24 protein-coding genes are annotated in these 25,223 nt (G+C 68.1%); 8 read left to right on the top strand and 16 right to left on the bottom strand.

All coding sequences use genetic code 11. The annotated features are described in order from the left end of the window. Positions 1 to 83: 83 nt before the first annotated feature. Positions 84 to 953, top strand: a complete 870-nt coding sequence (locus AC5YGJ_RS16910; RefSeq protein ID WP_496187198.1) for a methylglyoxal synthase — start codon at positions 84 to 86, stop codon at positions 951 to 953. An 84-nt stretch (positions 954 to 1,037) separates the two neighbouring features. On the opposite strand, the gene AC5YGJ_RS16905 is transcribed toward AC5YGJ_RS16910, so the two are convergent. From AC5YGJ_RS16905 to ttcA, 3 genes are read right to left on the bottom strand one after another with little or no spacing between them, the layout of a single operon-like run. After that, on the bottom strand, positions 1,038 to 1,817 hold the full coding sequence (locus AC5YGJ_RS16905) for a M48 family metallopeptidase (protein WP_496187197.1): 780 nt from the start codon (positions 1,815 to 1,817) through the stop codon (positions 1,038 to 1,040). 59 nt (positions 1,818 to 1,876) lie between these two features. After that, positions 1,877 to 2,782 carry a recombination-associated protein RdgC gene (locus AC5YGJ_RS16900; protein WP_004153441.1) on the bottom strand — a complete coding sequence of 302 codons (906 nt, stop codon included), beginning with the start codon at positions 2,780 to 2,782 and terminating at the stop codon, positions 1,877 to 1,879. A gap of 36 nt (positions 2,783 to 2,818) precedes the next feature. After that, a complete protein-coding gene (gene ttcA, locus AC5YGJ_RS16895) occupies positions 2,819 to 3,751 on the bottom strand; it encodes a tRNA 2-thiocytidine(32) synthetase TtcA (protein ID WP_496187196.1) in 933 nt (310 codons plus the stop codon). Positions 3,752 to 3,842: 91 nt separating this feature from the next. Here ttcA and AC5YGJ_RS16890 point away from each other — a divergent pair, with 91 nt between their 5' ends. Beyond that, the gene (locus AC5YGJ_RS16890; RefSeq protein WP_249842338.1) at positions 3,843 to 4,046 is read left to right on the top strand and encodes a YdcH family protein; all 204 of its coding nucleotides are present in this window, start codon (positions 3,843 to 3,845) and stop codon (positions 4,044 to 4,046) included. Between the two features lie 63 nt (positions 4,047 to 4,109). On the opposite strand, the gene plsB is transcribed toward AC5YGJ_RS16890, so the two are convergent. The 5 genes from plsB to AC5YGJ_RS16865 form a co-directional block, all read right to left on the bottom strand. After that, a complete protein-coding gene (plsB, locus tag AC5YGJ_RS16885) occupies positions 4,110 to 6,746 on the bottom strand; it encodes a glycerol-3-phosphate 1-O-acyltransferase PlsB (protein WP_249842339.1) in 2,637 nt (878 codons plus the stop codon). Continuing rightward, positions 6,746 to 7,699, bottom strand: a complete 954-nt coding sequence (locus AC5YGJ_RS16880) for a hypothetical protein (RefSeq protein WP_496187195.1) — start codon at positions 7,697 to 7,699, stop codon at positions 6,746 to 6,748. Before AC5YGJ_RS16880 ends, plsB begins: the two co-directional genes overlap by 1 nt. 305 nt (positions 7,700 to 8,004) lie before the next feature. Further along, positions 8,005 to 8,832 carry a S1 family peptidase gene (locus tag AC5YGJ_RS16875; protein ID WP_409460727.1) on the bottom strand — a complete coding sequence of 276 codons (828 nt, stop codon included), beginning with the start codon at positions 8,830 to 8,832 and terminating at the stop codon, positions 8,005 to 8,007. Between the two features lie 215 nt (positions 8,833 to 9,047). Next, the gene (gene pyrF / locus AC5YGJ_RS16870; RefSeq protein WP_249842342.1) at positions 9,048 to 9,773 is read right to left on the bottom strand and encodes an orotidine-5'-phosphate decarboxylase; all 726 of its coding nucleotides are present in this window, start codon (positions 9,771 to 9,773) and stop codon (positions 9,048 to 9,050) included. Further along, positions 9,770 to 10,693, bottom strand: a complete 924-nt coding sequence (locus AC5YGJ_RS16865; protein ID WP_309340320.1) for a 5'-nucleotidase, lipoprotein e(P4) family — start codon at positions 10,691 to 10,693, stop codon at positions 9,770 to 9,772. Before AC5YGJ_RS16865 ends, pyrF begins: the two co-directional genes overlap by 4 nt. 101 nt (positions 10,694 to 10,794) lie before the next feature. On the opposite strand from AC5YGJ_RS16865, the gene AC5YGJ_RS16860 reads away from it, so the two are divergent. After that, positions 10,795 to 11,445: a YceH family protein gene (locus tag AC5YGJ_RS16860; protein ID WP_249842344.1), complete on the top strand. Its 651-nt coding sequence runs from the start codon at positions 10,795 to 10,797 to the stop codon at positions 11,443 to 11,445. 28 nt (positions 11,446 to 11,473) lie between these two features. On the opposite strand, the gene AC5YGJ_RS16855 is transcribed toward AC5YGJ_RS16860, so the two are convergent. Both AC5YGJ_RS16855 and AC5YGJ_RS16850 read right to left on the bottom strand, forming a co-directional pair. Further along, positions 11,474 to 12,001, bottom strand: a complete 528-nt coding sequence (locus AC5YGJ_RS16855; RefSeq protein ID WP_496187194.1) for a GNAT family N-acetyltransferase — start codon at positions 11,999 to 12,001, stop codon at positions 11,474 to 11,476. A gap of 104 nt (positions 12,002 to 12,105) precedes the next feature. Then, positions 12,106 to 14,082, bottom strand: a complete 1,977-nt coding sequence (locus tag AC5YGJ_RS16850; protein WP_496187193.1) for a UvrD-helicase domain-containing protein — start codon at positions 14,080 to 14,082, stop codon at positions 12,106 to 12,108. A gap of 99 nt (positions 14,083 to 14,181) precedes the next feature. On the opposite strand from AC5YGJ_RS16850, the gene AC5YGJ_RS16845 reads away from it, so the two are divergent. From AC5YGJ_RS16845 to AC5YGJ_RS16835, 3 genes are read left to right on the top strand one after another with little or no spacing between them, the layout of a single operon-like run. Further along, positions 14,182 to 14,919 carry a hypothetical protein gene (locus AC5YGJ_RS16845; protein WP_496187192.1) on the top strand — a complete coding sequence of 246 codons (738 nt, stop codon included), beginning with the start codon at positions 14,182 to 14,184 and terminating at the stop codon, positions 14,917 to 14,919. Between the two features lie 38 nt (positions 14,920 to 14,957). Then, complete coding sequence (locus AC5YGJ_RS16840; RefSeq protein ID WP_496187191.1) at positions 14,958 to 15,686, top strand: sel1 repeat family protein; 729 nt, start codon at positions 14,958 to 14,960, stop codon at positions 15,684 to 15,686. A gap of 9 nt (positions 15,687 to 15,695) precedes the next feature. Continuing rightward, positions 15,696 to 16,316 carry a thymidine kinase gene (locus tag AC5YGJ_RS16835; RefSeq protein ID WP_057498056.1) on the top strand — a complete coding sequence of 207 codons (621 nt, stop codon included), beginning with the start codon at positions 15,696 to 15,698 and terminating at the stop codon, positions 16,314 to 16,316. A 479-nt stretch (positions 16,317 to 16,795) separates the two neighbouring features. On the opposite strand, the gene AC5YGJ_RS16830 is transcribed toward AC5YGJ_RS16835, so the two are convergent. The 4 genes from AC5YGJ_RS16830 to AC5YGJ_RS16815 all read right to left on the bottom strand — a co-directional run bounded on the left by AC5YGJ_RS16830 (position 16,796) and on the right by AC5YGJ_RS16815 (position 20,877). Then, complete coding sequence (locus AC5YGJ_RS16830; protein ID WP_107231346.1) at positions 16,796 to 18,400, bottom strand: OpgD/OpgG family glucan biosynthesis protein; 1,605 nt, start codon at positions 18,398 to 18,400, stop codon at positions 16,796 to 16,798. Positions 18,401 to 18,505: 105 nt separating this feature from the next. Then, positions 18,506 to 19,318: a bifunctional DNA-formamidopyrimidine glycosylase/DNA-(apurinic or apyrimidinic site) lyase gene (gene mutM, locus AC5YGJ_RS16825; protein WP_249842350.1), complete on the bottom strand. Its 813-nt coding sequence runs from the start codon at positions 19,316 to 19,318 to the stop codon at positions 18,506 to 18,508. A 42-nt stretch (positions 19,319 to 19,360) separates the two neighbouring features. Further along, positions 19,361 to 19,693, bottom strand: a complete 333-nt coding sequence (locus AC5YGJ_RS16820; RefSeq protein ID WP_249842351.1) for an EF-hand domain-containing protein — start codon at positions 19,691 to 19,693, stop codon at positions 19,361 to 19,363. Beyond that, complete coding sequence (locus AC5YGJ_RS16815) at positions 19,690 to 20,877, bottom strand: DesA family fatty acid desaturase (protein ID WP_496187190.1); 1,188 nt, start codon at positions 20,875 to 20,877, stop codon at positions 19,690 to 19,692. The genes AC5YGJ_RS16820 and AC5YGJ_RS16815 overlap by 4 nt, the downstream gene beginning before the upstream one ends. Positions 20,878 to 21,043: 166 nt before the next feature. Here AC5YGJ_RS16815 and AC5YGJ_RS16810 point away from each other — a divergent pair, with 166 nt between their 5' ends. Continuing rightward, complete coding sequence (locus tag AC5YGJ_RS16810; protein ID WP_496187189.1) at positions 21,044 to 21,865, top strand: ABC transporter ATP-binding protein; 822 nt, start codon at positions 21,044 to 21,046, stop codon at positions 21,863 to 21,865. A gap of 131 nt (positions 21,866 to 21,996) precedes the next feature. Here the strand turns inward: AC5YGJ_RS16810 and AC5YGJ_RS16805 are convergent, their stop codons facing one another. Both AC5YGJ_RS16805 and AC5YGJ_RS16800 read right to left on the bottom strand, forming a co-directional pair. Beyond that, positions 21,997 to 23,199 carry a DUF4785 domain-containing protein gene (locus AC5YGJ_RS16805; RefSeq protein ID WP_496187188.1) on the bottom strand — a complete coding sequence of 401 codons (1,203 nt, stop codon included), beginning with the start codon at positions 23,197 to 23,199 and terminating at the stop codon, positions 21,997 to 21,999. Positions 23,200 to 23,210: 11 nt separating this feature from the next. Further along, a complete protein-coding gene (locus tag AC5YGJ_RS16800; protein WP_249842355.1) occupies positions 23,211 to 24,089 on the bottom strand; it encodes a lipase family protein in 879 nt (292 codons plus the stop codon). A gap of 260 nt (positions 24,090 to 24,349) precedes the next feature. Between AC5YGJ_RS16800 and AC5YGJ_RS16795 the strand changes: the two genes are divergently transcribed. Next, positions 24,350 to 25,189 carry an acid phosphatase gene (locus tag AC5YGJ_RS16795; protein WP_496187187.1) on the top strand — a complete coding sequence of 280 codons (840 nt, stop codon included), beginning with the start codon at positions 24,350 to 24,352 and terminating at the stop codon, positions 25,187 to 25,189. Positions 25,190 to 25,223: the final 34 nt, after the last annotated feature.

Genomic DNA, 25,223 nt, shown 5'->3' with positions numbered 1-25,223 from the left:
GCAATGGGAAACGTTGCAAATGCATCCGCATCGGCGGATAGCGACATAAACTGCCGCTTCTACCCGTATCTGCGGAGCATTCGATGCGTATCGGCCTGGCCGCCAACCGTCTCCATCACCACGATGCGCGCGCGGCGCTGTTCCGCTGGCTGCATGCCAGCGAGGCCGGCCTGCGCGAACTGGGGGTCAGCCTGCATGCGGTCGGGCGGACCCATGACGCGATCCAGCGGCAGGGTTTCCTGGACGGCTATGCCGGTCTGAAGCGCTATCCCTACGGTCGCGACGGCGGCCTGATGAAGCTGGTGGCCGAAGTGGTGGGCATGGGCCCGGAACGCACCCTGGATGGCGCGATCTACCTGATCGACCCGGTCGATCCCTCGTCGGTGTTCCCGGAAGCGACCGCCCTCAAGCGGCAGTGCGTGATCCACGGCAAGCCGTTCATTTCGACCGTGGCCACCGCGCGCGACTGGGTGGAGGTGGAACGCATCCATGCCGGTCTGCCGGCCGATGCCGGCGCCGACGACCTGCATGCGTTCCAGGCACAGATGCTGGCGCTGATCGCCCATGATGCGATGAAGCCGGCGATGCTGGCCTTTGCCGACGAACACTTCGATGTGCTGGCGCGGTTCGGCGAGCGCGTGGCCACCGGCACCACCGGCCAGCGCTTGAACGAGCTGGCCTGGAGCCGCGGCTGGCCCCGCGATACGCCCTGGGTGACGCGCTACCAGAGTGGCCCGATGGGCGGCGATGCGCAGATCGCCGACCGGGTGCTGGAAGGTCGCTGCCAGCGCGCGATCTTCTTCGAGGATCCGCATGTGGCGCGCCAGCACGAAGCCGATATCCAGCTGCTGGAGCGCGCGGTGACCACGGTGACCGACCAGGCGGTGTGCATCACCGCACCCCAGGTGGCCGCCCGTTGGGCGACCGCAGCCGCGAAGCGCGCGAACCCGTAAAGCTGGCGCAACATAGCCTTGTAGCGTCGAACTTGCTCGACGAGACACGGACCCGGAACCCACCGCCGTCGAGCACGCTCGACGCTACAGCAGCTGGCGCAGCATGGCCTTGAGGCGCCGGCCTTCGCGTTGGAAGTAGTCGCGCTGTTCGCGCCAGGCGGGGAAGCGCTGTTCCACTTCGTGCCAGAACGCGGGCGAGTGGTTGGGCTGGATCAGGTGGCAGAGCTCGTGCACCAGCACATACTCGAAGGCCTGCGGGCTGCCCAGCACCAGGGCCAGATCCAACGCCATGCTGCCATCGGGCGCCAGCGACCCCCATTGCGAAGACATCACCTTCAGCCGCAGCCGGCTGGGCGCGCGCGGCAGGCCCGGCAGGTACTTCGGCAGCCAGCGGCCGACATCGGCGCGGGTCTGTGCTTCGTAGAACTCGCGCAGCAGGCGGCGCAGGGTGGCATCGCCGCCACGCGCCGGCCATTGCACGCAGGCGCCGTGTTCGTCGATCTCCAGCCGTGCGAAGCGGCCCTCCTGCCAGCGCAGCGGCAGCAGCTCGCCACGCAGGGGCAGCACGCCCTCCACGCCCGGCTGCAGCGCCGCAGGCAGGTCCTGGCCCTGGTACTGGCGCAGTTGCACGGCCAGCCAGTCGCGGTGCTGTTCCAGGAAGCGTTCGCCCATCACCAGGCTGGCCCGCGGTGGCAAGGTCAACCGCGCGCCGCGCTCGTCCACGCTCAGCTTGATCCGCCGCGCACGCGGGTCACGCACGCGTAGCACCTCGATCTCGGCATCCTCCAGCCGCAGGCGGACGGTGTCGCGCTGCACGGTGGCGGGCGGGGTCGGGCTGATCAGGCGGCGCAGCAGACGGCTCATGCGCCCAGCATAGCGCCGCTTCGGGCCGCCGGATGACCGGCGGCCGCCGGGTTGCCTGTTCAGTCAGCCTTGCTGAGCTTGAAGGCCTCTTCCAGCAACAGGAACAGGCGGCGGATCTCGGCGCTCTGCAGGGCGAAGCGGGCGTCGAACTCGGCGCGGCGGCCATCTTCGTCGGCGTGCTCCAGCTGGTCCAGGGCGCCGTCGAGGAACTTCAGCTTGCGCACGATCAGGTCGTCGCCGATCACGAACGACAGGTTGTCCTCGAAGATCAGTGCCAGCTTGGTCACCTGCTTGCCGGCGTCCAGGTGCTTGTCGATCTCGTCGCAGCGCAGCTCCTGGTGCTGGCACTTGACTACCGCACCGCCCTCCACCGGGTCCTTCATCTCGCACTCTTCGCCCAGGCTCAGCCCGGTCGGCAGCGGCTCGCCGGCGATCCAGCCGGTCAGGATCGAGCGCGGCGCGACTTCGGCATTCAGCGGCATGGCCGGGAAGCTGCCGAGCAGGCCGCGGATGTCGGACATGAAGTACTCACCGGTCTTGCGGCTGGAGGTATCCACCGCCACGTAGCCGTGCTGCAGGTCTATGAAGGCGTCGTTGCGCGAGGATTTCACGAAAGCGCGCGGCAGCAGTTCATGCAGCAGGTCGTCCTTCATGCGCTTGCGTTCGCGGCCACCGGGACGGCGGCCTTCCTTCTCCTCGATCTCCTCCAGCTTGCGCTCGAGCAGATCGTTGACCACCGCCGCCGGCAGGATCTTGTCCTCGCCGCCCACGGTCAGCCACAGGTGCTCGGCAATGCGATGGGACAGCAGTTCCTTCTCCTCGCGGCCGAACGGCGAGATGAAGCCGCGCGAGTTCATTTCCAGCGCGCCGACCGGCTTGAGCAGCGCGTGCGGCAGCAGGGTGTCGACTTCGGAAAAATCAGTGGCGGTCGGGAAACGGAAGAACGTCAGGTTGCGAAAGAACATGGAATTCCGGATGGCAAAGAGGAAGGGCGACCGACCTTAAGCGGTGGGCGTCTCGGGATCTGCGTCGGCATCGGCCGGGGTACCGGCCAGCCAGGCATGGGCGTCGGGCAGCGGCGCGTCGTCGCGACGGCCCAGCGCCATGAAATCGAACAGGGTGGTGTCGGCCAGCTGCGAGGGACGGACCTGGCCCATGGCGCGCGCGATCTGCTCGATGCGGCCGGGGTGGTCCTTTTCCCACTGCTTGAGCATCAGGCCGACCTGGCGGCGCTGCAGGTTCTCCTGGCTGCCGCACAGGTTGCAGGGAATGATCGGGAACTGGCGTGCCTGCGCGTATTCGACGATGTCGCTCTCGCGCACGTAGGCCAGCGGTCGGATCACCACGTGCTTGCCGTCATCACTGCGCAGCTTTGGCGGCATGCCCGACAGCTTGGCGTGGTGGAACAGGTTCATGAAGAACGTGGCCACCATGTCGTCGCGGTGATGGCCCAGCGCGATCTTGGTGAAACCGTGGGTTTCGGCGTAGTTGTACAGCGCGCCGCGACGCAGGCGCGAGCACAGCGAACACATCGTCCTGCCCTCAGGGATGACCCGGCTGACCACCGAATAGGTGTCCTGCTCGATGATGTGGTACGGCACGCCCAGACCGGCCAGGTACTGCGGCAGCACCTGCTCGGGGAAGTCCGGCTGCTTCTGGTCCAGGTTCACCGCCACCAGCTCGAACGGCACCGGCGCCTTCTTCTGCAGCTGCAGCAGCACGTCCAGCAGGGTGTAGCTGTCCTTGCCGCCGGACAGGCAGACCATCACCTTGTCGCCGGCCTCGATCATGCCGAAATCGGCAATCGCCTCGCCGACCTGGCGGCGCAGGCGCTTGGCCAGCTTGTGCTGCTCGCGCTCGGCCAGCCGCGGATCGCGGGCGGCGCGCGGCAGGGAACGCGGCAGGGGATCGGGAAGGGAAATCACGGCACTCATGGGTTCCATTCTAACGGCTCGGAGCCGCCCCGGCCGGGGGTCGGGATTCCCCTCTCCCGGCAGTCATCATCGCTGTGTATGCTCGGAGGCTGTGGATACCTACAGCCCCGCCGAGATCGTCCAACGCCTCGCCGCCCTGCGCGCCGAGCATCGCTTGCTGGATGAACAGATCACCCGCATGGCGGCCAACGGCGAGGACGAACTGGAATCCAAGCGCCTGAAGCGGCGCAAGCTGCAGTTGAAGGACTGCATCGCCAAGCTGGAAAGCCTGCAGATTCCCGACGAACCGGCCTGAGCGATGGCCGATCCACGCATGGCGTGGATCTACGGCTTCGCCGGGCATGGCCCGGCGCTACCTTCAATCCTGCGGTGCCGCCTCGTCCGGGCGGGCCGCTTCCGGGCTGACCCGTTCGATGGTGTGGCGCAGCTCGCGGCCGAGGATGAACTTGGCGTCCTTGGCCCAGGCATCCAGCCGCTCGTCGAACAGCAGCTTGCTGTTCTCGTCCGGCCAGACCAGGCGCAGCTCGCGCAGCTTCTGGATGAAGCCGCGGAACAGGGTACGGTCGAAGAACTCCGGCGCGGCCGGCGCATAGAGCAGGCTCAGGCGCTGCGCCGCCTGCTGGCACAGGCTTTCCAGCTCGGCCGCACCGAGCACGCCCGGGCCGTTCTTCACCAGCACCGAGATCGCGATGTAGTAGCGCTCGAACGCCTGCTGCAGTGAATGGCCGATCGCACGCAGGCGGAACACCTCGTCGGTCTGGCCGGTGTTGCGCGCCAGGATGCCGCCGTCGTCATCGTTGACGTTCTGCAGCAGGCCCTCGCGCACGAACACGTTGATGGTCTGGTCGATGCGCTGGGCGAACTCATCCTCGCTCCACGGCAGGAACAGCTCGGCCTGCAGGAACGGGTAGACCGTGCGGCCCAGCTGGACCAGGCCGGTGCGGCTCATGCGGCGGTTGTTCTGGAAGCAGCAGGCCACCCACGACGAGGCGGTGAACAGGTGGATGACGTTGTTGCGGAAGTAGCTCAGCAGCACCGCGGTATCGCCGCTTACACTCAGCACGTCGCCCAGCGGGTGCTTGATGCGGGTGAGGACGTTGATCTCCTCGGCGTGGGCGATGATCCGCTCCGGCGAATGCGGGGTGACCGTCACCCGGTCCGAGTACGGCATCTCGACCAGCAGCGTCTTGCACAGCTCGATCTGCGCGATCAGGTCGGCCTCGCCCATCGCATGCTTCGGCGTGGACAGCAGCGCCAGGGCCAGCAGGTTGATCGGGTTGACGTCGGCGGCTGCGTTGACGCGCACCTGGATGCGCTCGGCCAGCGTATCGACGGTGGTCGACAGCCATGCCGGCTTCTCGTCTTCCGATACGGCCTCGCCCTTCCACTCCGGCGCTTTCTCGGCCAGCACATCGTTCAGCGCGATCGGCTCGCCGAAGTTCACCACCACCTGGCCATAGTTCTGCTTGAGCACCTTGGGGATGCCCCACAGCAGCGACCAGATCGATTCCTTTTCCTTCGGCCGGCCAGACAGTTCGTCCAGGTAGCTGCCGCCTTCCATCAGCTTCTCGTAGCCGATGTAGATGGGCTGGAACAGCACCGGCTTGCGCGGCTGGCGCAGGAACGCGCGCAGCGTCATCGAGATCATGCCGCCCTTGGGCTGCAGCAGTCGGCCGGTACGCGAGCGGCCACCTTCGACGAAATACTCCAGCGAATAGCCACCGGCCACCAGCTGCGCGACGTATTCGCTGAGCACGGCCGAGTACAGCGCGTTGCCGCGGATCGAGCGGCGGATGAAGAATGCACCGCCCTTGCGCAGCAGGGTGCCGACCACCGGCAGGTTCAAGTTGATGCCGGCCACGATGTGCGGCGGCACGATGCCACGGTCGTACAGCAGGTAGGACAGCAGCAGGTAGTCCATGTGGCTGCGGTGGCTGGGCACGTAGACCACTTCGTGACCCGGCGCGGCGGCCTTGAACTTGTCCAGGTGGTGCACCAGCACGCCGGCGTAGATGCGGTTCCACACATGGCTGAGCATGAAGCTGGCCGAACGCACCACCGGGCTGGAGTAGTCCGCGGCGATTTCCCAAGCGTAGGCGTGCGCCTTCTTCCAGGCATCGGCCGGCTTGGAGTTGTCACGCTTGGCCTGTGCGGCGATCGCCTCGCGCACCGGCTCGGCGGCCAGCACCTGGTCCACCAGCAGGCGCCGGGTCGACAGATCCGGGCCGATCACCGATTCACGGATGCGGCGGAAGTGGGTGCGCAGCACACGCTGCAGCTTGCGCACCGTACGCTCCGGCTCCAGGCCTTCGTCCACGGTGCTGCGCAGCGAGATCGGCGGGGCGAAACGGACGATGGTGCTGCGCCCGTTCAGCAGCAGCCCCAGCAGACGGCGGAAGCGGCCCACCAGTGCCCAGTTTTCCGAGAACAGCACCGCGAACCAGCCGCTCTGCTTGTCTGGCGCGCGGCCGACGAAGATCGATACCGGCACCAGATGCACGTCCAGGTCATCGCGCACGCGGTGCGCCTGCAGGACCTTGGCCAGCGAATCGGAGTGGGTCTTGGCACCGCGCTGCTCGGGAATGAGCGAGTTGCTGGAGCTGCGCCGCGACAGCGCCAGGTAGGCGCGCTTGCGGCCGGTGGGGTCACCGGCCAGCGGTACCAGCGGCGACGGCAGGCCGGCCTGGCGGCAGGCCTTGTCCAGGATCAGCGCGTTGGACAGGCCGTAGTCTTCCAGCACGTACATGACCGGGCGGCCATCGTTGTACTGGCCCGGGTCTTCCGGCTCGATCTTCAGCGACAGCCACGGTTCGACCAGGCGGCCAAGCAGCCTTGCCCACAGCGGGCGGCGCCCGGCCGACCGCGCGTGCACCGGCGGCGGTACCGGATTGGGGCCGGTACCGGTCGAGGGGGACGCCGGCGCCGTATCGGCGGGCGTCGTCTGGGATTCTTCGCCGGGGAACGGCAGCGGGTTCTGTTTCGACATCGGCGCCATTATGGCTTAGGCGGTGGCGTTGCCGCTTCCCCACCCTCGGCGGGGGCGTCGGCCGGCGCGGGCGCCGCGGCGGCACGGGCCGCATCGGCCTTGCGCAGCAAGGCATCGGTGTCGGCCAGGGTGCGGGTCAGGTACCAGTGGCCTTCGCGTCGGCTCAGCGGCAGCTGCAGGGTCATCTCGCGCCCGGCCAGGTCGTAGCGCAGGCGCACCAGCGCGTTGTCGCCCTCCACCGACAGCAGTTCGCCGCGTACGCTGCGCAGCGCATCGTCCACGCCCAGCCCGTAGCTGCCCAGTACCGCCTTGAGGGTGTGGATGAACGGTGCCAGCTGCTGCAGGCTGCCTTCCATGCCGGCCGCCTGCAGGCCGGCCTCATCATCGAAACCGACCTTGCCGGCGGCGCCGACCAGGGCGGCGATGGTGCTGCGCGCGCGGGCACGGTCGCTGATCGGTGCGCCCTGTGCCCAGACCGCCAGGGTCTCGACCAGTGCGATGTAGTGGGCCTGTTGGCCAGGCGTGTAGCCCTTCTGGTGACGCAGGTACTGCACACCGAAGTTGCCCATCGACTGCGCGGCCTGGCGCACCGCGCTGGCCTGGCCGGCCAGCTGGCGGTCGAAGCTGCGCTGCAGCTCGGCGCTGGCGTCAGGCTTGCGCAGCGCGGCCAGCATCGGCAGCAGCTGATCGCCCAGCGGCAGCTCGGTCAGCGGCCACTGGCTGTGGCCGTCGGCCCAGGCCTGCTGCAGGCGCTGGTACTGGCCCGGCGGTACCGACAGCTTCGCGTAGCCGACCAGATCGTCTTCAGCCAGGCGCAGGGCCATGGCCTGCACCGCCGCCACCGGCTCGGCCGCCGGCCGGGCCGAGTCGGTGCCCGGTTCGCGGCACGCCACCACAGCCAGCAGCAACAGGGCTGCCAGCCCCCATCCACGCGCAGACCTTCCTCGCACCGCCACGCTCATGCACTCGGACTCCCCGGACCGGTCCGCATCTTGCGGCCTGCGACGTGACAGCGGCAAGCCGGGCGGGCAACCGGGGGTCAGATCCCTTCTGCCACGGGCAGAAGGGATCTGACCCCGGACCGGACCCGCGCGCAAAAAAAGAGCCCGGATCACGGGGATCGCAGGCTCTTCAAGCCGGCACGAGGCCGGAGGACAGTGTTGTGGCACATGTCCGGTCCAAAGACCGGATGGCGGCGATCCTACGCTGCCCTCCAAGTTAAGGCAACACTTCATCTAACACTATGTATCTTGTTGATTTTATTGAATCAATCGCGCTGCCAGACCGACTCGATGAAATCTACGGCATGTTTTTCGGCGATTCGGGCATAAACCCCCGGGTAGCCCGCCAGTGCACAGCCCTCGCCCCAGCTGACCACGCCGAACTGGGTCCAGCCTTCGCTCAGCCGCAGCAGCAGGGGGCCTCCGGAATCGCCCTGGCAGCTGTCCATGCCCTCGCGGCCGGCACAGATCACCTTGCCGCGCGACAGTTCGCCGCCATAGGCCTGCTGGCATTCGTTGAAAGCCACGAACGGCACCTGCACCGTCTGCAGCTGGGTGGGATAGAGCCGACCGTCGCCGCCGTCGGTATCACCCCAACCGATCACGGTGAACGCGCGGCCCGGCTTGAGATAGCTGGCATCCGGCTGCAGCCGCAGGTTGACCGGCTGCGCGCCCTCCAGGGGAGCGCTGAGCTGGATCAGGGCTACATCGTGCTCCAGCGAATTGCCACTGTTGTAGGCCGGGTGCATGTGGATGGCCTTGATGTTGGATGCCCGCGCGGAAGGTTCGCCGGAGAGCGTGGTGGCCCCGCCGAGCACGGCAAGGTCTGCGGGGCGATCACCCTGTACGCAGTGCGAGGCGGTCAGTATCCACGACGGGGAAATGAGCGTCGCGCCGCACCAGTGGCGGCCATGATCACTGTCACCCGACGACAGGCGTTGGATGCTGACCATGAAGGGATACTCGCCAGCCTGTGCGGCCTCTCCGCCGATGATGCGCGGTGCTTCGCGCGGTTGCGCTGTGGCGCTGGCCGGCAGGGCGGATGCGGCCATCAGCAGGCCGGCGAACAACGAGGTGCTGCGATACATATCCATGTACTCCCTCTCTCGATGGTTGAACCGGCAGCTCCGTGTGGTCCGGTGCCGGTGCATCGATTGGGAAGGAGGGTCCGGCCTGCGAACACGATCGCGCGCACGTTTTTCCCGGTTGGGGATATCTGCGACAGCAGCGAACACGCAAATGAGAACGCCATCCCGCAGATGACGGGATGGCGTTCGGTATTGCGCTGTGACCGGCTGCGCCGGCAGGCTCAGCGTGCAGCCAGAGCCGACGCGATTTCCTGCTGGATGGCCCGCGCGGCAGCCTGCGGATCGGCGGCCAGGCGGATCGGGCGGCCGACCACGATGGCGTCGGCGCCATCGGCAAAGGCCTGGGCCACGCCAACGGTACGCTTCTGGTCATCGCCGACCGGGCCACCGGGGCGGATGCCAGGGCACACGATCGAGAACCCGGCACCGGTGGCGGCGCGGATCGGACCGGCTTCCTGGCCCGAGGCGATCACCCCGTCGATGCCGGCGGTCTGGGCCGCCAGCGCGCGCTCGACCACCACGTCCACCGGCTCGCGGTCGATGCCCATCTGCGCCAGGTCCGGGCGCCCCATCGAGGTCAGCACGGTCACCGCCAGCAGGCGCATGTCGCTGCTGTTGGCGGCCGCGCAGGCTTCCATCATCGCCGGGTGCCAGCCATGGATGGTGGCGTAGCTGACCGGCCACTGCGACAGGCGCTTGATCACCGCCGCGGCGGTGGCCGGGATGTCGAAGAACTTCAGGTCGACGAACACGCGCTTGTCGCGGCGGGCCAGCTCATCGAGCACCTGGAAGTACTCGCCGGAGGCCAGCAGTTCCATGCCGATCTTGTAGAACGCCACGCTGTCGCCGAGACGGTCCACCCACTCCAGCGCCTGCACACGGTCGGGCACGTCCAGCGCGAAGATCAGGCGCTCGTCATCGCGCAGCGGCAGCGGTGCGCGGCTCACGGTGCGTAGTCCAGCGCGGCGCGCTTGGCGTCATGACGGGCCTGGCGCGACTGGCTGTAGTCGTTGTTGAACTGGGCCGGCTCGAAGCCGCCGTAGGTCGGGTTCGGCAGCATCCACCAGCGTTCGCCGAACCAGTCGTGGTACTGCTGCAGCAGCGCATCACGGCCTTCATTGGTGTTGGCGGTCACTTCCACGAAGTCGCCCAGCTGGTCGCCGAACTGCATCAGCACGCGGTACTTCTGCCCGGCCAGGCGACGGCGGCAGTTCTTCTCGCTGCCGGCCTGCTCGCAGCCTTCAACGACGGTGCCCAGGCCCAAGAACACGCTGTCATCGGCCACCGGCAGGCCCTGCTCGCGCAGGTTGGCCAGGGTGGCATCCTTCAGGTGCACGGCGCGGTTGGAGATGTACAGCAGGGTCACGCCCTTGGCATTGGCGGCCTTGGCGAAATCGACCACGCCGGGAATGGCCTTGGCCTTCTTTTCGGCCACCCACTGGTCCCAGCTCAGTTCATCGTATTCCTTGCCATCGCGCACCAGGCGCGCCTGGTAGGGCGAGTTGTCCAGCACGGTCTCGTCCACGTCCAGCACCACCGCCGGCTTCAGGCCCTTGGCCTCGTTGCCGCGCTCTTCCGGTACCAGCGCGTCCCAGTGGGCTTCCTTCAGCGCCACATCCAGGTGGTCGGCGGCGGCGCGGTAGGTCTGCTCGGTGATCGCCTTGTACTCCTGCGCGCGCTGCATCCACAGCACCGCGTTGAGGTTGTCGTTGGCGCTCGCATCGGGTGCGCCATCGGCCTTGGCGGCAGCGGCCGGAGCCTGCGGGGCAGCGGCTTCAGCGGCAGGCGCCTCCACACGCTTGCAGGCGGACAGGCCCAGCACCGCGGTGGCGAGCAGGGTCACAGACAGGGAAACGGGACGACGCATGGATTCACCGGCAATCAGATATACCGGCGCATTTTACCGGCAAAGGCGGCCCTGGGACGGCTATGCTTGGTGGTTGACCCGTTGCCCCTCCGGAGGCCGCCATGACCGATTCCGTCCAGACCCCCGACGTCCCCCTGCTCGATGCCGTGCAGGCCCGCCTGCTCGGCTGCCTGGTGGAGAAGGAGGCGACCACCCCGGATACCTATCCGCTGACGGTCAACGCGGCCCAGTCGGCGGCCAACCAGAAGACCGCCCGCGAGCCGGTGATGAACGTCGATGCCGGCAGCGTGCAGCACGCCCTGCGCCAGCTGGAGACGCTGGGGCTGGCCCGCCAGCACTTCTCCTCGCGTGCCGACCGCTACGAACACCGGCTGCAGGCCGCGCTGGACCTGACCCGGCAGCAGACCGTGCTGCTGGCGATGCTGCTGCTGCGCGGGCCACAGACGTTGGGCGAACTGGTCTCGCGCAGCGAGCGCCTGCACCGTTTCGCCGATACCGACGAGGCCCGGCACGCCATCGAGCGCCTGCAGCAGCGCGCGCTGCTGATGGTGCTGCCGCGTGCCAGCGGCCAGCGCGAGGACCGCTACATGCACCTGCTGTGCGGTGAAGTGGATGGTGCGGCCCTGGCGGCGAAGTACGCCAGCAGCGGTGGTGGCAGTGACGCGGCTGACCCCGGCCTGGCCGAGCGCGTGGCCCAGCTGGAAGCGGCGGTGGCCGAGCTGCAGGCGCAGCTGGCCGAACTGCGCGGCTGAACGGTGGGTTGCCGGCCAGCGGCCGGCACTACCCGACCTCTGCCGCCCCCAGCGTGGCATACAGGCGGCTGGCGCTCTCGATGCCCGGCAACTGGATCACCCCGCGCTCGTGCATGCCCAGCCCCAGCAGGATTTTCCCGGACGCCACGTTGCCCAGGTCGGTGATGCCGTACAGATCCTCGATGCCCAGCTCCGCCCGCGCATGCGCCAACACCGCCTGCGCCGCTTCACCGGCATAGCCCTGCCCGGCGAATTCCGACAGCACTGCATAGCCGATATCCGGCCCCGGCAGTCCATCACGCCGCACCAGCCCGGCATTGCCCAGCCACGCGCCGTCGGCCCTGCGCTCGATGGCGTACATGCCGAACCCGTTCAGCGCATAGCTGTGCAGCACACGCAGCGCGATGTACTCACGCGCCTGTTCCTCGCTGCGCACGTTGCGGTCGCCGATGAAGCGCAGGAAGCCGGGATCGTTGAGCAGGGCCAGCATCGGCGCCGCGTCGCGGTCCGGTTCAATGGCCCGCAGCCGCAGGCGTTCACTCTCGATGGGATGCATGCGCGGATCTCTGCTGGGATATGCCGATTGTAGAGCCGAGCCCATGCTCGGCTGATCCGTCAATACGCTAGCCGAGCACGGGCTCGGCTCTACAGCTTCGCCGATCAATCGAACAGCGCTTCGATCGCGGCCAGTCCCGCGCTGGCACGCTCCTTCTTGCGCGCCGCGTCGGCCACCGGGTCGGCGCCATCGCGCTGGATTTCCTCGGCCGGAATCTCCTCGAAGAACCGGCTCGGCTTCAACCGCACATGCTCGCCGAACTTGCGGGTCAGCTTGCTGTAACTCATCCACAGCTGGATCTTGGCGCGGGTGATGGCCACGTACAGCAGGCGCCGTTCCTCCTGCAGGTTGCCCTCATCCAGGCTGACCTGGTGCGGCAGCACGCCGTCCTCGCAGCCGACGATGAACACGTACGGGAATTCCAGGCCCTTGGAGGCGTGCATGGTCATCATGCGCACCTGGTTGCCGCCCTCGTCCTTGTCGCTGCGTGACAGCAGCGCCAGCTGGCCGGCCAGGTCGGCGGCGGTGGCTCCGCGCGGGCCGCCCTCGAACCACTGCGCCAGTTCCTCGATGTTGTTGGCGCGGCGCTGGTAACTGGCTTCTTCCTTGGCCTGCTGGCGCAGTTCGCTGAGCAGGCCCGATTCCTTGGCGACCTTGCGGATCATGTCACCGGAACTGACCTGCCGGGTCTGCGCGCGCAGGTCGCGCAGGATGTCGGTGAAGCGCGCCAGGCTGTTGGCCGCGCGCGGCGGCAGCTGCTGCAGGGCGCCGATCGCTTCGGCGGCCTGCGCCATCGGCATGTCCTTTTCCTGCGCCAGCTCGGCCAGCCTGGCCAGCGTGCCTGCGCCGACGTCGCGCTTGGGCGATTGCACCGCGCGCATGAACGCGGTGTCATCATCCGGGTTCACCAGCAGCCGCAGCCAGGCCAGCGTGTCCTTCACTTCCTGGCGCTCCAGGAACATGGTGCCGCCGGTCAGGTGGTAAGGAATGCGCAGCAGCTGCATGGCCTTTTCCAGCGGGCGCGACTGGAAGTTGCCACGGAACAGGATGCAGAAATCGCTCCACGGCACCTTGCGCGACTGCGCCACGAAGGCGATCTCGGCGGCGACCTTTTCTGCTTCGTGTTCGCTGTTGCGGCATTCCCACACGCGGATGCGCTCCCCGTCGGCCTGGTCGCTCCACAGTTTCTTCAGGTGCTCGTGCGGATTGTTGGCGATCAGCGCGTTGGCCGCGCGCAGCACGCGGTTGGAACAGCGGTAGTTCTGCTCCAGTTTGATGATTTCCAGCGTGGGGTAGTCACGCCCCATCTGCTGCAGGTTTTCCGGGTTGGCGCCGCGCCAGGCGTAGATCGACTGGTCATCGTCACCCACGCAGGTGAAGTTGCCCTTTTCGCCGGCCAGCTGCTTGAGCAGGCGGTACTGCGCGTCATTGGTGTCCTGGCATTCGTCCACCAGCAGGTAGCCGATGCGTTCGCGCCAGGCCACGGCGATCTCCGGGTTTTCTTCCAGCACCTGCACCGGCAGGCGGATCAGGTCGTCGAAATCCACCGCGTTGAAGGCGGTCAGCCGCAGCTGGTAGCGCTCGTAGACGCTGGCCGCTTCCTTCTCGCGGTTGCTGCGTGCGGCGGCCATTGCCTGTTCGGGCGACAGGCCGGCGTTCTTCGCACGCGACACCAGGTTCTTCATGTCCTCGATGTCATCGGGCTTGGCGCCGTACATCAGGTCCTTGATCTGCGCGGCGGCATCGTCGGCGTCGAAGATCGAGAAGCCGCGCTTCAAGCCCACTGCAGCGTGTTCGATCTGCAGGAACTTCAGGCCCAGCGCGTGGAAGGTGCAGATCGTCACCTCGTCGGCATCCTGCTCGCGCAGGCGCTTGGCCACGCGCTCGCGCATTTCCTTGGCCGACTTGTTGGTGAAGGTGATCGCTGCGATGCGGCGCGCCGGATAGCGGCCACTGCCGATCAGGTGGGCGATCTTTTCCACGATCACGCGCGTCTTGCCGCTGCCGGCGCCGGCGAGCACCAGCAGCGGGCCTTCGATGTGCAGGACAGCGGCAGCTTGGGGAGGATTCAGACCGTGCATGGGGACAGGATTGTAGCGGGGTGCTGGCGGACCCACCTGACTTGCGTGCTCGGGGAACGTAAGGTATTGAATCGGCACCGGAACACAGGAGCGTGGTCCATGTCACCGATCCTCTTCGCACGGCCATGGCGGCCCACCGTCTGGGTCGTGCTGTTGCTGGCGGCAGTCGCAGCCCCCGGCCAGGCCTGCCAGACCCAGCCGGTCGCGTCGATCCCGCCGGCGCTGCTGACCGAAGGCTTCCTGCAGGCCCACCCCGATCTGTACTGGCGCGACCTGGGCCAGACTGCCTGGCGGCGCGGCCGGCCGGCACAGGCACTGGCCCGCTTCCAGCGCGCCAGCCTGTACGCCGACAAGCCCTCGCAGGCGCTGGTGGCACGGATGTACCAGGAGGGGACCGGCACGGCGGCCGACCCGGTACTGGCCTACATCTGGATGGACCTGGCGGCCGAACGTGGCTACCGCGACCTGCTGGTCGAGCGCGAGCGCTATTGGCAGCGCCTGGACGCCGCTCAACAGCGGCGCGTATTGGCCGAAGGCCCGGCGCTGTACGCACGCTACGGCGATGCGGTGGCCAAGCCGCGCATGGAAACCGTGCTGCGCACGGCGCGCAACAGCATGACCGGCAGCCGCACCGGCTTCGTCAATCCAGGGCTGCGGTTGGCCCTTGGCGAAGGACCAGAGGCCGATCGCCCAGTCAGCGGCGACGACTATTACCGCGATGCGTATTGGGATCCGGCCGCGTACTGGTGCCTGCAGGACCAGATCTGGCAGCACGGCAGCCGCAGCCAGAGCGTCGAGGTCGGCCCGTTGCGCACCGTCGAAGATCCGGCGCGCTGACATGCGTTTGCGGGCCATGGCCCGCAGGGAGGGAATCCATGAAGGGAATTCGCATTGCATCGGTCCTGCTGCTGATCGTGTCGATCGCCACCACCGCCGGCGCGTCCGATTGCCCGCTGGAGGAACCGCGCCCGATCCCGGACACGGTACTCACCGGCGGCTTCTTCGACGCCCACCCGGATCTGTACTGGCGCAGCCTGGCACAGCGCGCCGAGCGCAACCGGCAACCGGCCAGGGCACTGGAGTACTACCGGCGTTCGGCGCGCTATGCCGACAAGTTCTCGCAGGCGATGGTGGCGCGCATGTACCAGCAGGGCAGCGGCACTGCCGCCGACCCGGTGATGGCCTACGTGTGGATGGACCTGGCCGCCGAGCGCATGTACCACGACTTCCTGCTGCTGCGTGAACACTACTGGGCGCGGCTGGACCCGTCGCAGCAGGCGCAGGCGATCGCGCGCGGGCAGCAGGTGTATGCCGACTACGGCGACCGCGTGGCCAAGCCGCGCATGGAACAGGCGCTGCGTGACGGGCGCCAGCGGATCACCGGCAGCCGTGTCGGCTATGTGAGTTCAGGCCTGGTCGTGATTCAGCGCCGTGGCAGCGAGGCGGATATCCGCACACCGGGAAGCATCGTCTACGACGACCGCTACTGGCGCGCCGCCGACTACTGGTGCCTGCAGGACAACTACTGGCGGCCGGCACGGACGCCCCAGGTCGACGTCGGGGTGCCGGCCGTGGTCCGCGACGGCGAGCCGGGGGGCGACTAGAATTGGCCGATGGCCAAGCTCTATTTCTACTATTCGGCGATGAACGCCGGCAAGACCACCACGCTGCTGCAGAGCGCGCACAACTACCGCGAGCGCGGCATGCGGGTGGCGATCCTGACCCCGCGCCTGGATGATCGCGCCGGGGCCGGCGTGGTCGCCTCGCGCATCGGGCTGCGCGCCGACGGCATGGCCTTCGACCGCGACACCGACCTGCAGCACTGGGTGGAACAGGACCTGGCCGCGAACGGGCCGATGGGCTGCGTGCTGGTGGACGAGGCGCAGTTCCTGACCCGCGCCCAGGTCTGGCAGCTCAGCGAGGTGGTCGACCAGCTGCGCATTCCGGTGTTGTGCTACGGGCTGCGCACCGACTTCCGCGGCGAACTGTTTGAAGGCAGCCAGTACCTGCTGGCCTGGGCCGACGAGATGCAGGAGATCAAGACGATCTGCCACAGCGGCAAGAAGGCGACGATGACCGTGCGCGTGGACGAGCATGGCCACGCGGTACAGGACGGCCCGCAGGTGGAAATCGGTGGCAACGACCGCTACGTATCGGTCAGCCGTGCCGAGTTCAAGAAGATCACCCGTGGAGAAGGGCGGATCGAGCCGATGCAGGCGCCACTGCCGTTGTAAGGGGTGTTCGGCAGGGCTGCGCCCTGCACCCGCAGAGGCAACAGCCACGGCAACAGCGAAAGCTGGCGTTCCGTGGGATGGCGGGGCACTGTGGGTGTGCGGGGACGGCGCAAGTACGTCCATGTAGCCTTGGTCGCCGCATCCATGCGGCTCACACCCCGCAAACCCACAGTGCCCCGCCTTCGACAGGTCCCCACGGCTGTTGGTAGGTGTCGACCTTGGTCGACACATCTGTCGGATATCGAAACGGATCTGACCCCATGAGTTGTTCCGACAGATCGCGGAAAACTGTCGAAGGCGGGGTGGGTCCGGTTGAGGGGGCGTGAGCGCCATGGATGGCGCGACCGAGGCTACATGGACGTATTTACGCCGTCCCCCTCAACCGGACCCACCCCGCCATCCAACGAAATGCCCGCTTTTGACGTTGACGTTGACGTCAGCAGGTGCAGGGCTGCAAGCCCTGCAACCCAACACCCCTCTTAGTACAACGTGCGCTCCGGCGCGCCCGCCGGTGGCGGCGTGTACTGGTACAGCCAGGTCTCGGTAAGGGTCTTGCCGCCGCTGCGCAGGAACAGCCGGATATCGATCTGCTCGGTGCTGCCTTCCGGTGGCACCAGGTCGAACATCGCACGGTAGCCATTGATCTCGCGCAGCGGGCGCGCCGACACGATCTCGACCCGGCCACGGCTGGTTTCCACCACCGCCTCCACCTCGGCCTTGTCGATCAGCGCGGCCAGTTCGCCGCCTTCGAAATCGACCGCGAAGCGCCAGCTGAAGTACTCGCGCTTCTTGCCGATGATGCCACCCAGCCCGGTGCGACTGGCCACGCAGTGCGCCAGCGGCGGGCGTGCCGGCGGTTCGGCGCCCCAGTACAGGCGATAGCCGACCAGCAGCTCCTGGCCCGGTTGCGGCTTTTCCTTGGGGTTCCAGAAGGCGACGATGTTGTCGAAGGTCTCGTCCACGGTGGGAATCTCCACCAGCTGCACCGAGCCCTCGCCCCACTCGCCCTTCGGTTCCACCCACAGGCACGGGCGCTTCTCGTAGAACACGCCGTCGTCCTGGTAATGATCGAAGTTGCGGTCACGCTGCAGCAGGCCGAAGCCACGCGGGTTGCGATCCACGAACATGTTGAAGCGCAGATTGCGCGGGTTCAGCAGCGGCCGCCAGATCCATTCACCGGCACCGGTCCACAGCGACAGGCCATCGGTATCGTGGATCTCCGGGCGCCAGTCCCAGCCCATGCGGCGGTCGTTCTCGCCCACCTGGTACATGCTGGTGCACGGTGCGATGCCCAGCCGCTCGATCGCCTTGCGCGGGTACAGCGCGCTGTCGATATCCATCAGCAACACATCGCCGTTGGTGATCGCAAAGCGATAGGCGCCGGCCACGCTGGGCGAATCCAGCAGGCCATAGACCACGATCGTCTCCGAATCGGCCGACGGCTGCTCCAGGTAATAGGCGATGAAATCGGGGAATTCCTCCGGCTTGCCCATGCCGGTGTCGATTGCCAGGCCGCGCGCCGACTGGCCGTACTGGCCTTCCTTGCCAACCGCACGGAAGTAGCTGGCGCCGAGGAACGCGGCGAAGTCGCGGTCGGTGTCCTTGCGGGTGTTCAGGCGGAAACCGGCGAAGCCCAGATCGGCCGGCAACTCGCCATCCTTGATGCCGCTCTTGCCGTAGTTGAATGCCGCGCCGTCATAGGCCAGCTCCTGCGCCTTGCCGTCGACCACATCGAACATGCGCACCGGCGAGTGGAAGTACAGGCCGAGGTGGAAGAACTTGGCCTGGAACTTGCCCGGCTGGTCAGCCCACAGGGCGTGGTCCTGGCGGTAGCCGATCGACTGGTACTGGTCCCAGTCCAGCCCTTCCAGGCGCCCCGGCAGTACGCGCTTGTGGCTCTTGTAGGGCGCCTGCGCCAGCGCGCGCGCCTGGCCCTTCAGCGTGGCGAAGTCGAACGGCTGCGGCTGGCCGAGGCGGCGCAGGCCCATCTGGCCGCTCTTGCTGGCCGCGCATGCGGGCAGGGACGGCAGGCCGAATGCAGCCAGGGCGAGGGAGGCATTGCGGATGAAGTCGCGTCGTTGCATGCAGGCGCGTCAGGCACAGAAGGAAGGTGGGCCATGATAGGCAGACAAACGTTAACGGGCAGCGGAGATGCGCCCTGCCCGTTCAGCTGCCGCTGGCCGCCCGCCTCAACGCTGGCAGTGGCTGCACCAGACGCTGGCGCGCTGACCGATGGTGGCGTGCTTCAGCGCGCGCCCACAGTTCGGGCACGGCAGCCCGTCGCGGCCATAGACCAGCAGCTCCTGCTCGAAATAGCCCGGCGCGCCGTCGGGGCTGATGAAGTCGCGCAGGGTGGTGCCGCCGCGGGTGATGGCGTAGCCGAGGATCTCCTTCACTGCATCGGCCAAGCGCTGGTAGCGCTCGCGCGAGATCTTCCCGGCCTCGCGCAGCGGGCTGATGCCGGCCTTGAACAGGCTTTCGGCGGCGTAGATGTTGCCCACGCCCACCACCACCGCCTGGTCCATCAGGAAGGTCTTCACCGGCGCGCTGCGGCCACGGCTGCGGGCAAACAGGTAGTCGCCGTCGAAGGCATCGTCCAGCGGCTCCGGGCCCAGCCCCTGCAGCAGCGGGTGGATCTCGCCGGCCGGCTGCCAGAGCAGGCTGCCGAAGCGGCGCGGGTCGTTGAAGCGCAGCAGGCGGCCGTTGTCCAGGCTGATATCCACATGGTCGTGGGCGCGCAGCGGGGTATCGCCGGGCAGCACGCGCAGGCTGCCGGACATGCCCAGGTGCAGCACCGCGCTGCCGAGGGCGGTATCCAGCAGCAGGTACTTGGCGCGGCGACGGATGTCCTCGATGCGCTGCCCCGGAAGCAGCTCGGCCACTTCCGGCGGAATCGGCCAGCGCAGATCGGCCCGGCGCAGGATCACCCCATGCACGCGGCGACCCTGCAGGTGCGGCGCCAGGCCGCGGCGGGTGGTTTCGACTTCGGGCAGTTCAGGCATGCGCCGATTCTACGCCGCGCATGGCCCGGCGACGGTGCAGCGTCAGCGCGGCGGCGCGGCCAGCTCGCGTGCGTCCAGGAAGCCATCGCCGTTGGCATCCTGCGTGTGGAAGCGCTGCACGATCACCTGCCGCTGCTGTTCACGGCGGATCGCCCTGCCCTTGCCGCCAGGCAGCTCGTCGGCACCCAGCACGCCATCGCCGTTGCGGTCCATGCGGTCGAAGGCGTACAGCATCCACTGCACGTACTCGGCCTCGCTGACCTTGCCGTCGCCGTCGCTGTCCATCCGCTGCAGGTAGCTGGCGGTGTCGGTGACCTGGGCCAGCGCCGCGCCCGGCAGCAGCGCCATCAGCAGCACGGCGTACCCTGCCCTCACGCGCCCACCAGGCGGTAGCCCTTCAAACGCGCCGCATAGGCCTGCAATGCCGCGATACCGCTTTCCTCGGCCTCATGGCACCAGGCCTGCAGCTGGCGCAGGCGCTCGGCCGCATCGTGGCCGCGCGCCTCCAGCAGCGTGGCCAGCCGCCCGCGGTATTCGACCAGGGTGCGGATGCGCGGGCGTTGCGCCACCCATTCGCTGAGCTGGGCGCGGCTGTCCGGTTTCAGCCAGCGCCCATCGTTGACCAGGCCACGGCGCAGGCGGCGCGGCAGCAGGCGGCGCAGCTTGGCGCCGGCGTGGCTGGCTTCCTCGCGCAGCGCCGGCATGAACACGTTGCGCTGGTAGTCGGTCATCGCCTGGAAACGATGCGACAGCAGCGCCTTCAGGGTCTCGGCGTCGGGCACGGCGATGTTCGGGCGCACGTCCATGGCCGGTGCCACGCGCAGCACCCTGGCCAGGCGCAGCGCCTGCAGCAGGCGGATCGCGCCCCAGCCGATGTCCAGCTCCCAGCGCCGCATCGCAAAGCGTGCCGAGCTGGGGAAGGCATGGTGGTTGTTGTGCAGCTCTTCGCCACCGATCCAGACCCCCCACGGCGTGAGGTTGGTGGAAGTATCGGCCGATTCGTAGTTGCGGTAGCCCCACCAATGGCCGAGGCCGTTGACCACGCCGGCCGCCCAGAACGGGATCCACGCCATCTGGATCGCCCACAGGGCCACGCCAGGCAGGCCGAACAGCACGCTGTTGATCGCCAGCAACAGTACCGGGCCCAGCGTGGCGTGCGGGGTATACAGATAGCGCTCGATCGCGTCGTCCGGGGTACCGCGCCCGTACTGCTCGATGTCCGCGCGCATCCCGCGCGCTTCCCGATACAGCTCCACGCCGCGCCAGAACACGGTGCCGATGCCGCGGGTGACCGGGCTGTGCGGGTCGTCCTCGGTCTCCACCTTGGCGTGGTGCTTGCGATGGATGGCGACCCACTCACGGGTGATCATCGAGGTGGTCAGCCACAGCCAGAAGCGGAACACATGGGCCAGCGCCGGATGGAAATCGACGCCGCGATGGGCCTGGCTGCGGTGCAGGTACAGGGTCACCGAGAAGATGGTGATCTGGGTGAAGACCAGCAGCATCGCCAGCATGGCCCACCAGCCCAGGCCGAGCACACCACCGGTCAACAGGGACATCAGGGCATCAGGCACGGCGGCTCTCCGGATCGATGCGGGGATGGCAGACATCATGGGCGCTTGCGTTGCAAACTGCACCCCTGCGGCGGTGCTGCCCACCGCCATCCGTGGCACCGTTCACAGTTGGGGACCCGAGTTGTCGAGCCTTGATCCACGCGCCAGCGCCATGACCGCAGCCCCGCCCGTCGCCGAGCTGCCGCCCTTGATCGAGCTGGACCGCGCCACCGTGGTGCGCGGCCAGGTGAAAGTGCTGCACGGGCTCAGCCTGCGCATCGCGCAGGGCCAGCACACCGCCCTGCTCGGCCCCAACGGCTGCGGCAAATCGACCTTCATCAAGCTGATCACCCGCGAGCTGTATCCGCTGGCGCAGGGCGACGGCGCGGTGGCGGTGAAGGTGCTCGGCCAGAACCGCTGGCAGGTGGACCGGCTGCGCTCACAGCTGGGCATCGTCACCGGAGATCTCAGCAGCAACCTGGCCGACATGCCGGGGCTGACCGTGGAACAGGCGGTGCTGTCCGGCTTCTTCGCCAGCTACGTGGTGCCGGCCTTCCGCGAGGTGACCACCGACATGCGCGCGCGCGTGGTCGAGACGCTGGCGATGACCGGTGCGCTGGCGCTGCGCGAACGCGCCTACGCCGAGCTGTCGGCCGGCGAGACCCGCCGCGTGCTGATCGCGCGCGCGCTGGTCAACCGGCCGCAGGCACTGCTGCTGGACGAGCCCTCCACCGGCCTGGATCTGGTCGCCCGCGAGCAGCTGGTGGCGACCATGCGCGTGCTGGCCCAGCAGGGCATCACTCTGGTGCTGGTGACCCACCACATCGAAGAAATCATTCCCGAGATCGAGCGTGTGGTGTTGCTGCGCGATGGCCGCGTGTTGGCCGATGGTACCCGCGCCGAGCTGCTGCGCAGTGAGCCCCTGTCGGCGGTATTCGGCGGGGTCATCACCGTGTGCGAGCAGGAAGGCCGGCTGACTGCGTACGCGGGGTAAGGCGACGCCCCCGGGAAACCCGTCGGGCTTGGGAAACCGGCGGGCCCGGGAAACCGACTCAACCCCCTCGTCATGCCGTCCCGTCATGTTGTCGGTGCAGCGGGCCGGGTTTCGGCCCGCTGCACCCGGCCTCAGAATCGCAGCGCCAGCGCGCGCGATTCGATCGGTGCCATCCGGCTCTGGTCCTGCAGCTGCAGATCGCGCAGCTCATACGGCGCACCGAAGCCGGCCGGCAGTGTGGCCTGATCGAACGGCAGCACCAGCGGGCCGACGCCCGGGCCATCGAACCAGGCCGCCGCATGCGCCTGCGCGACTGGCTTCAGCTGGCCATCGCGGCCGGTGGCATACAGCGTGCCGCGTGCCTCGTAACGGCCGGCCGTAGCCACCTGCACCGGCAGCGCCACCCGGCGGCTGGCCGGGTCCGGCGCCGCCTGGCCACTGAAGCGCGCGGTCGGCCGCGCCACCGCGAAGGCCACCTTGCCATCGCGCAGCACGCCGTCGGCCTGGGCGAACACCTGCAGTTCCCATAGCCCCTGCACGCTGCCCACCTCGGCCGGGATCCGCACCTGCGCGCGCAGGGCGCCATCGGTGGAGCGCAGCAGGCGCTGCGGCCAACTGCGGCCATCCGGCGCGACCAGCAGCGCTTCACCGCCCAGGCCACCGCGCCGTGACGCAAGCTGCGCGGCGCTGGCGCCGTCTTCCAGCAGGCGCGCCTGCAGCTGTACGTTGCCACCGGCCAGCACCTGCGCCTGGTTGGCCTGCACCTCCAGCCGCAGCGGACTGTTCGGCTCCAGCACCTGCACCACGTAGCGGCCCTGCGCCTGTGCGCTGCGCAGCGTATAGCCACCCACCGCACTGGCCGCGCCGGTGCGCAGCATGCTGCTGCCATCGTTCACCGGCATCCCGGCGTCCTGCAGCGCGCGTGCATCGACACTGCGCGCCACGCTGCTGCGCCCGGCCGGATCACGTACCTGCAGCGCGCTGGCGGGCAATGCACGCGCGCCTTCGGCCGGGCTCAGCTGGATCACCGCGTCCGCTGCGGTCAGCGGCAGAACGATGCCGCGTTGCAGCTGCGCCCCATCCACCTGCTGCCAATAACTGCGGCTGACCGAGGCATACGGTGTTGCGGTCTGCAATGGCTGTGCCGGGTCCAGCGCCCAGGCGAAGGACAGCGGCGCGTGTTCGCTTGCATCGGCCGGCAACGGCGCGGCCACCAGCGCAGCGGGCACCTGATCGCCGGCACGTGCGGCATTCAACGGCTGCGCAGCCTGCGCTGTGGAGAGGGACAGCACCGCCAGCACCGCGCTGGCCAGCAAGGTGGAATGGATTGTCATGGTCGTCTCCCTCACTGGGTCAGGTCGTTGCGCAGGATCGTGCCGAGGCCGAAGCACTCGCGACGGCTCTGGTTGTGGCTGAGCGGCTCAGCGCCCTGGGTACGCTGCGTGTCGGTGAACCAGGTGGTGCCGGCGGCCTTCTGGCTGCTGCACTCCAGAAAGCCGTCGGAGCAGGACGACAGCCAGTTCTGGGTGAACTCCAGGCCGACATTGGCGGCATACCCCCCGCAGTAGCTGTTGCTGTCCCACACCGCCGATTCGACATCGCTGCCGACCACCGCGCGGAACGGTTTGGGCAGCGCCGGGCGGCCAGCGGTGCCATACAGGTTCTGCGCGTTGTAGGTGGCCATGCTGGCCACCTGCTGCTGGCGCACGGCATCGTTCTTGTAGCCCAGCAACCAGCCCAGCGAGGTTTCAAAGGTATTGCCGTTGAGCACTGCATCGGCCAGCGGCGTACCGGCCGAGGACGGTGCCAGCGCGGTGACCTTGCGCACCGTGCGGATGATCTTCGGGTAGCGGCTGTCGTAGGTCGGGTTGGACAGGATCCAGCGCACCACGTTGCCGCCGTTGGAATGGGTGATCACCACCAGCTGGGTGATGCCGCGGCTGTCGATGAAGCGGGTCAGCTGGTTGGCCAGGCAGCCGGCGGCCTCCGGCTTCCACATGTACTGGGTGAAGTCGCAGTTGATGACCACATAGTTGCTGCTGTTCGGCAGGCCCTGGCGCACGGTGTCGATGATGGCCGGCTGCCAGTAGTCCTGGGTGGCATTGGTCTGCGCGCCGGTGCCATGCACGAAGGCCACGCCGACCACATCGGCGGCCTGCGCCGGTGCGGCGGCCAGCCCCAGGAGCAGGGCCAGGACGGTACTTCCTGTTGCGGTGCTGCGCATCGCTTCTCTCCCTCTGTCAGCGGATCCCCCCGACCCGGCTGGAACTGGACGGCGCTGGCGCTCGCCGTTGCGCCGATGCTCGCGGCGCAGGCGCGTGAAAGTCCGTGCGCTGCGCCCTGATTCAGGAGATTGACAACCTTCGATGACGGTTTTCGCATCGCGGCACGGACCATGCCGGGTCTGGCCGTATGACCGATGGCCACTGCAGTGTCGTATCCGGGCTGCGATCATGGCGCGGAGTTTTTCTTTGGAGCCCGTCCATGTCGCTGATTTCCCCCCCTGCCCGTCCGCTGCTCGGCCTGGCCGTTGCCATGGCCCTGGCCGGCTGTGCGGCCACCGCCGCCAAGCCGACCGCCGTCGAAGCCAACATCACCACCAAGGCGGTCGGCTACCTGGACAAGGATGCGGTTCCGGCCAGCCTCGATCTGGTGCCGGCGCCGCCGGTGGCCGGCTCAGCCGCCCTCGCGCTGGACGAACAGGTCAGCCGTGAAGCCCGTGCGCTGCGTGGCAGCCCGCGCTTCGCCCAGGCCGGCGTCGATGCCGAGCTCGGCTTCCCGGAAGGCGCCAACCACTTCTCCTGCGCCGCCGATATCGACGTCGACGCGGTGAAGACGCCGGCGCTGTACCGCCTGCTGGAGCGCAGCCGGATCGACGCCAGTGCCGCCACCAAGGCCGCCAAGAACCACTACCAGCGGCCGCGCCCGTTCATGGTCAATGGTGAGCCGACCTGCTCGCCGAAGGATGAAGAGGGCCTGCGCAAGAACGGCTCCTACCCGTCCGGCCATACCTCGATCGGCTGGGCCTGGGCGCTGATCCTGTCGGAGATCGCACCGGACCGTGCCGATGCCATCCAGGCCCGCGGCCGCAACTACGGCGAGAGCCGCCTGGTGTGCAACGTGCACTGGCAGAGCGACATCCTGGAAGGCCGCTTCATGGGCGCCGCCGCCGTGGCCCGCCTGCACGACAACGCGGCGTTCAACAAGGACCTGCTGGCCGCGCGCAGGGAAATCGCCGCCGCACGCAAGGCCGGCCTGCATTCCAGCCGTGACTGCACCACCGAGAATGCGGTGCTGAAGATGCGCCCGCAGAGCGCGTTGTAAGCCACGTCTCTGTAGAGCCGAGCCATGCTCGGCT

It is taken from the genome of Stenotrophomonas sp. CS3K5, assembly GCF_059515225.1.
Note: the sequence above shows the minus strand (reverse complement) of the source record. Positions and strands in the feature narration are given on the sequence as shown.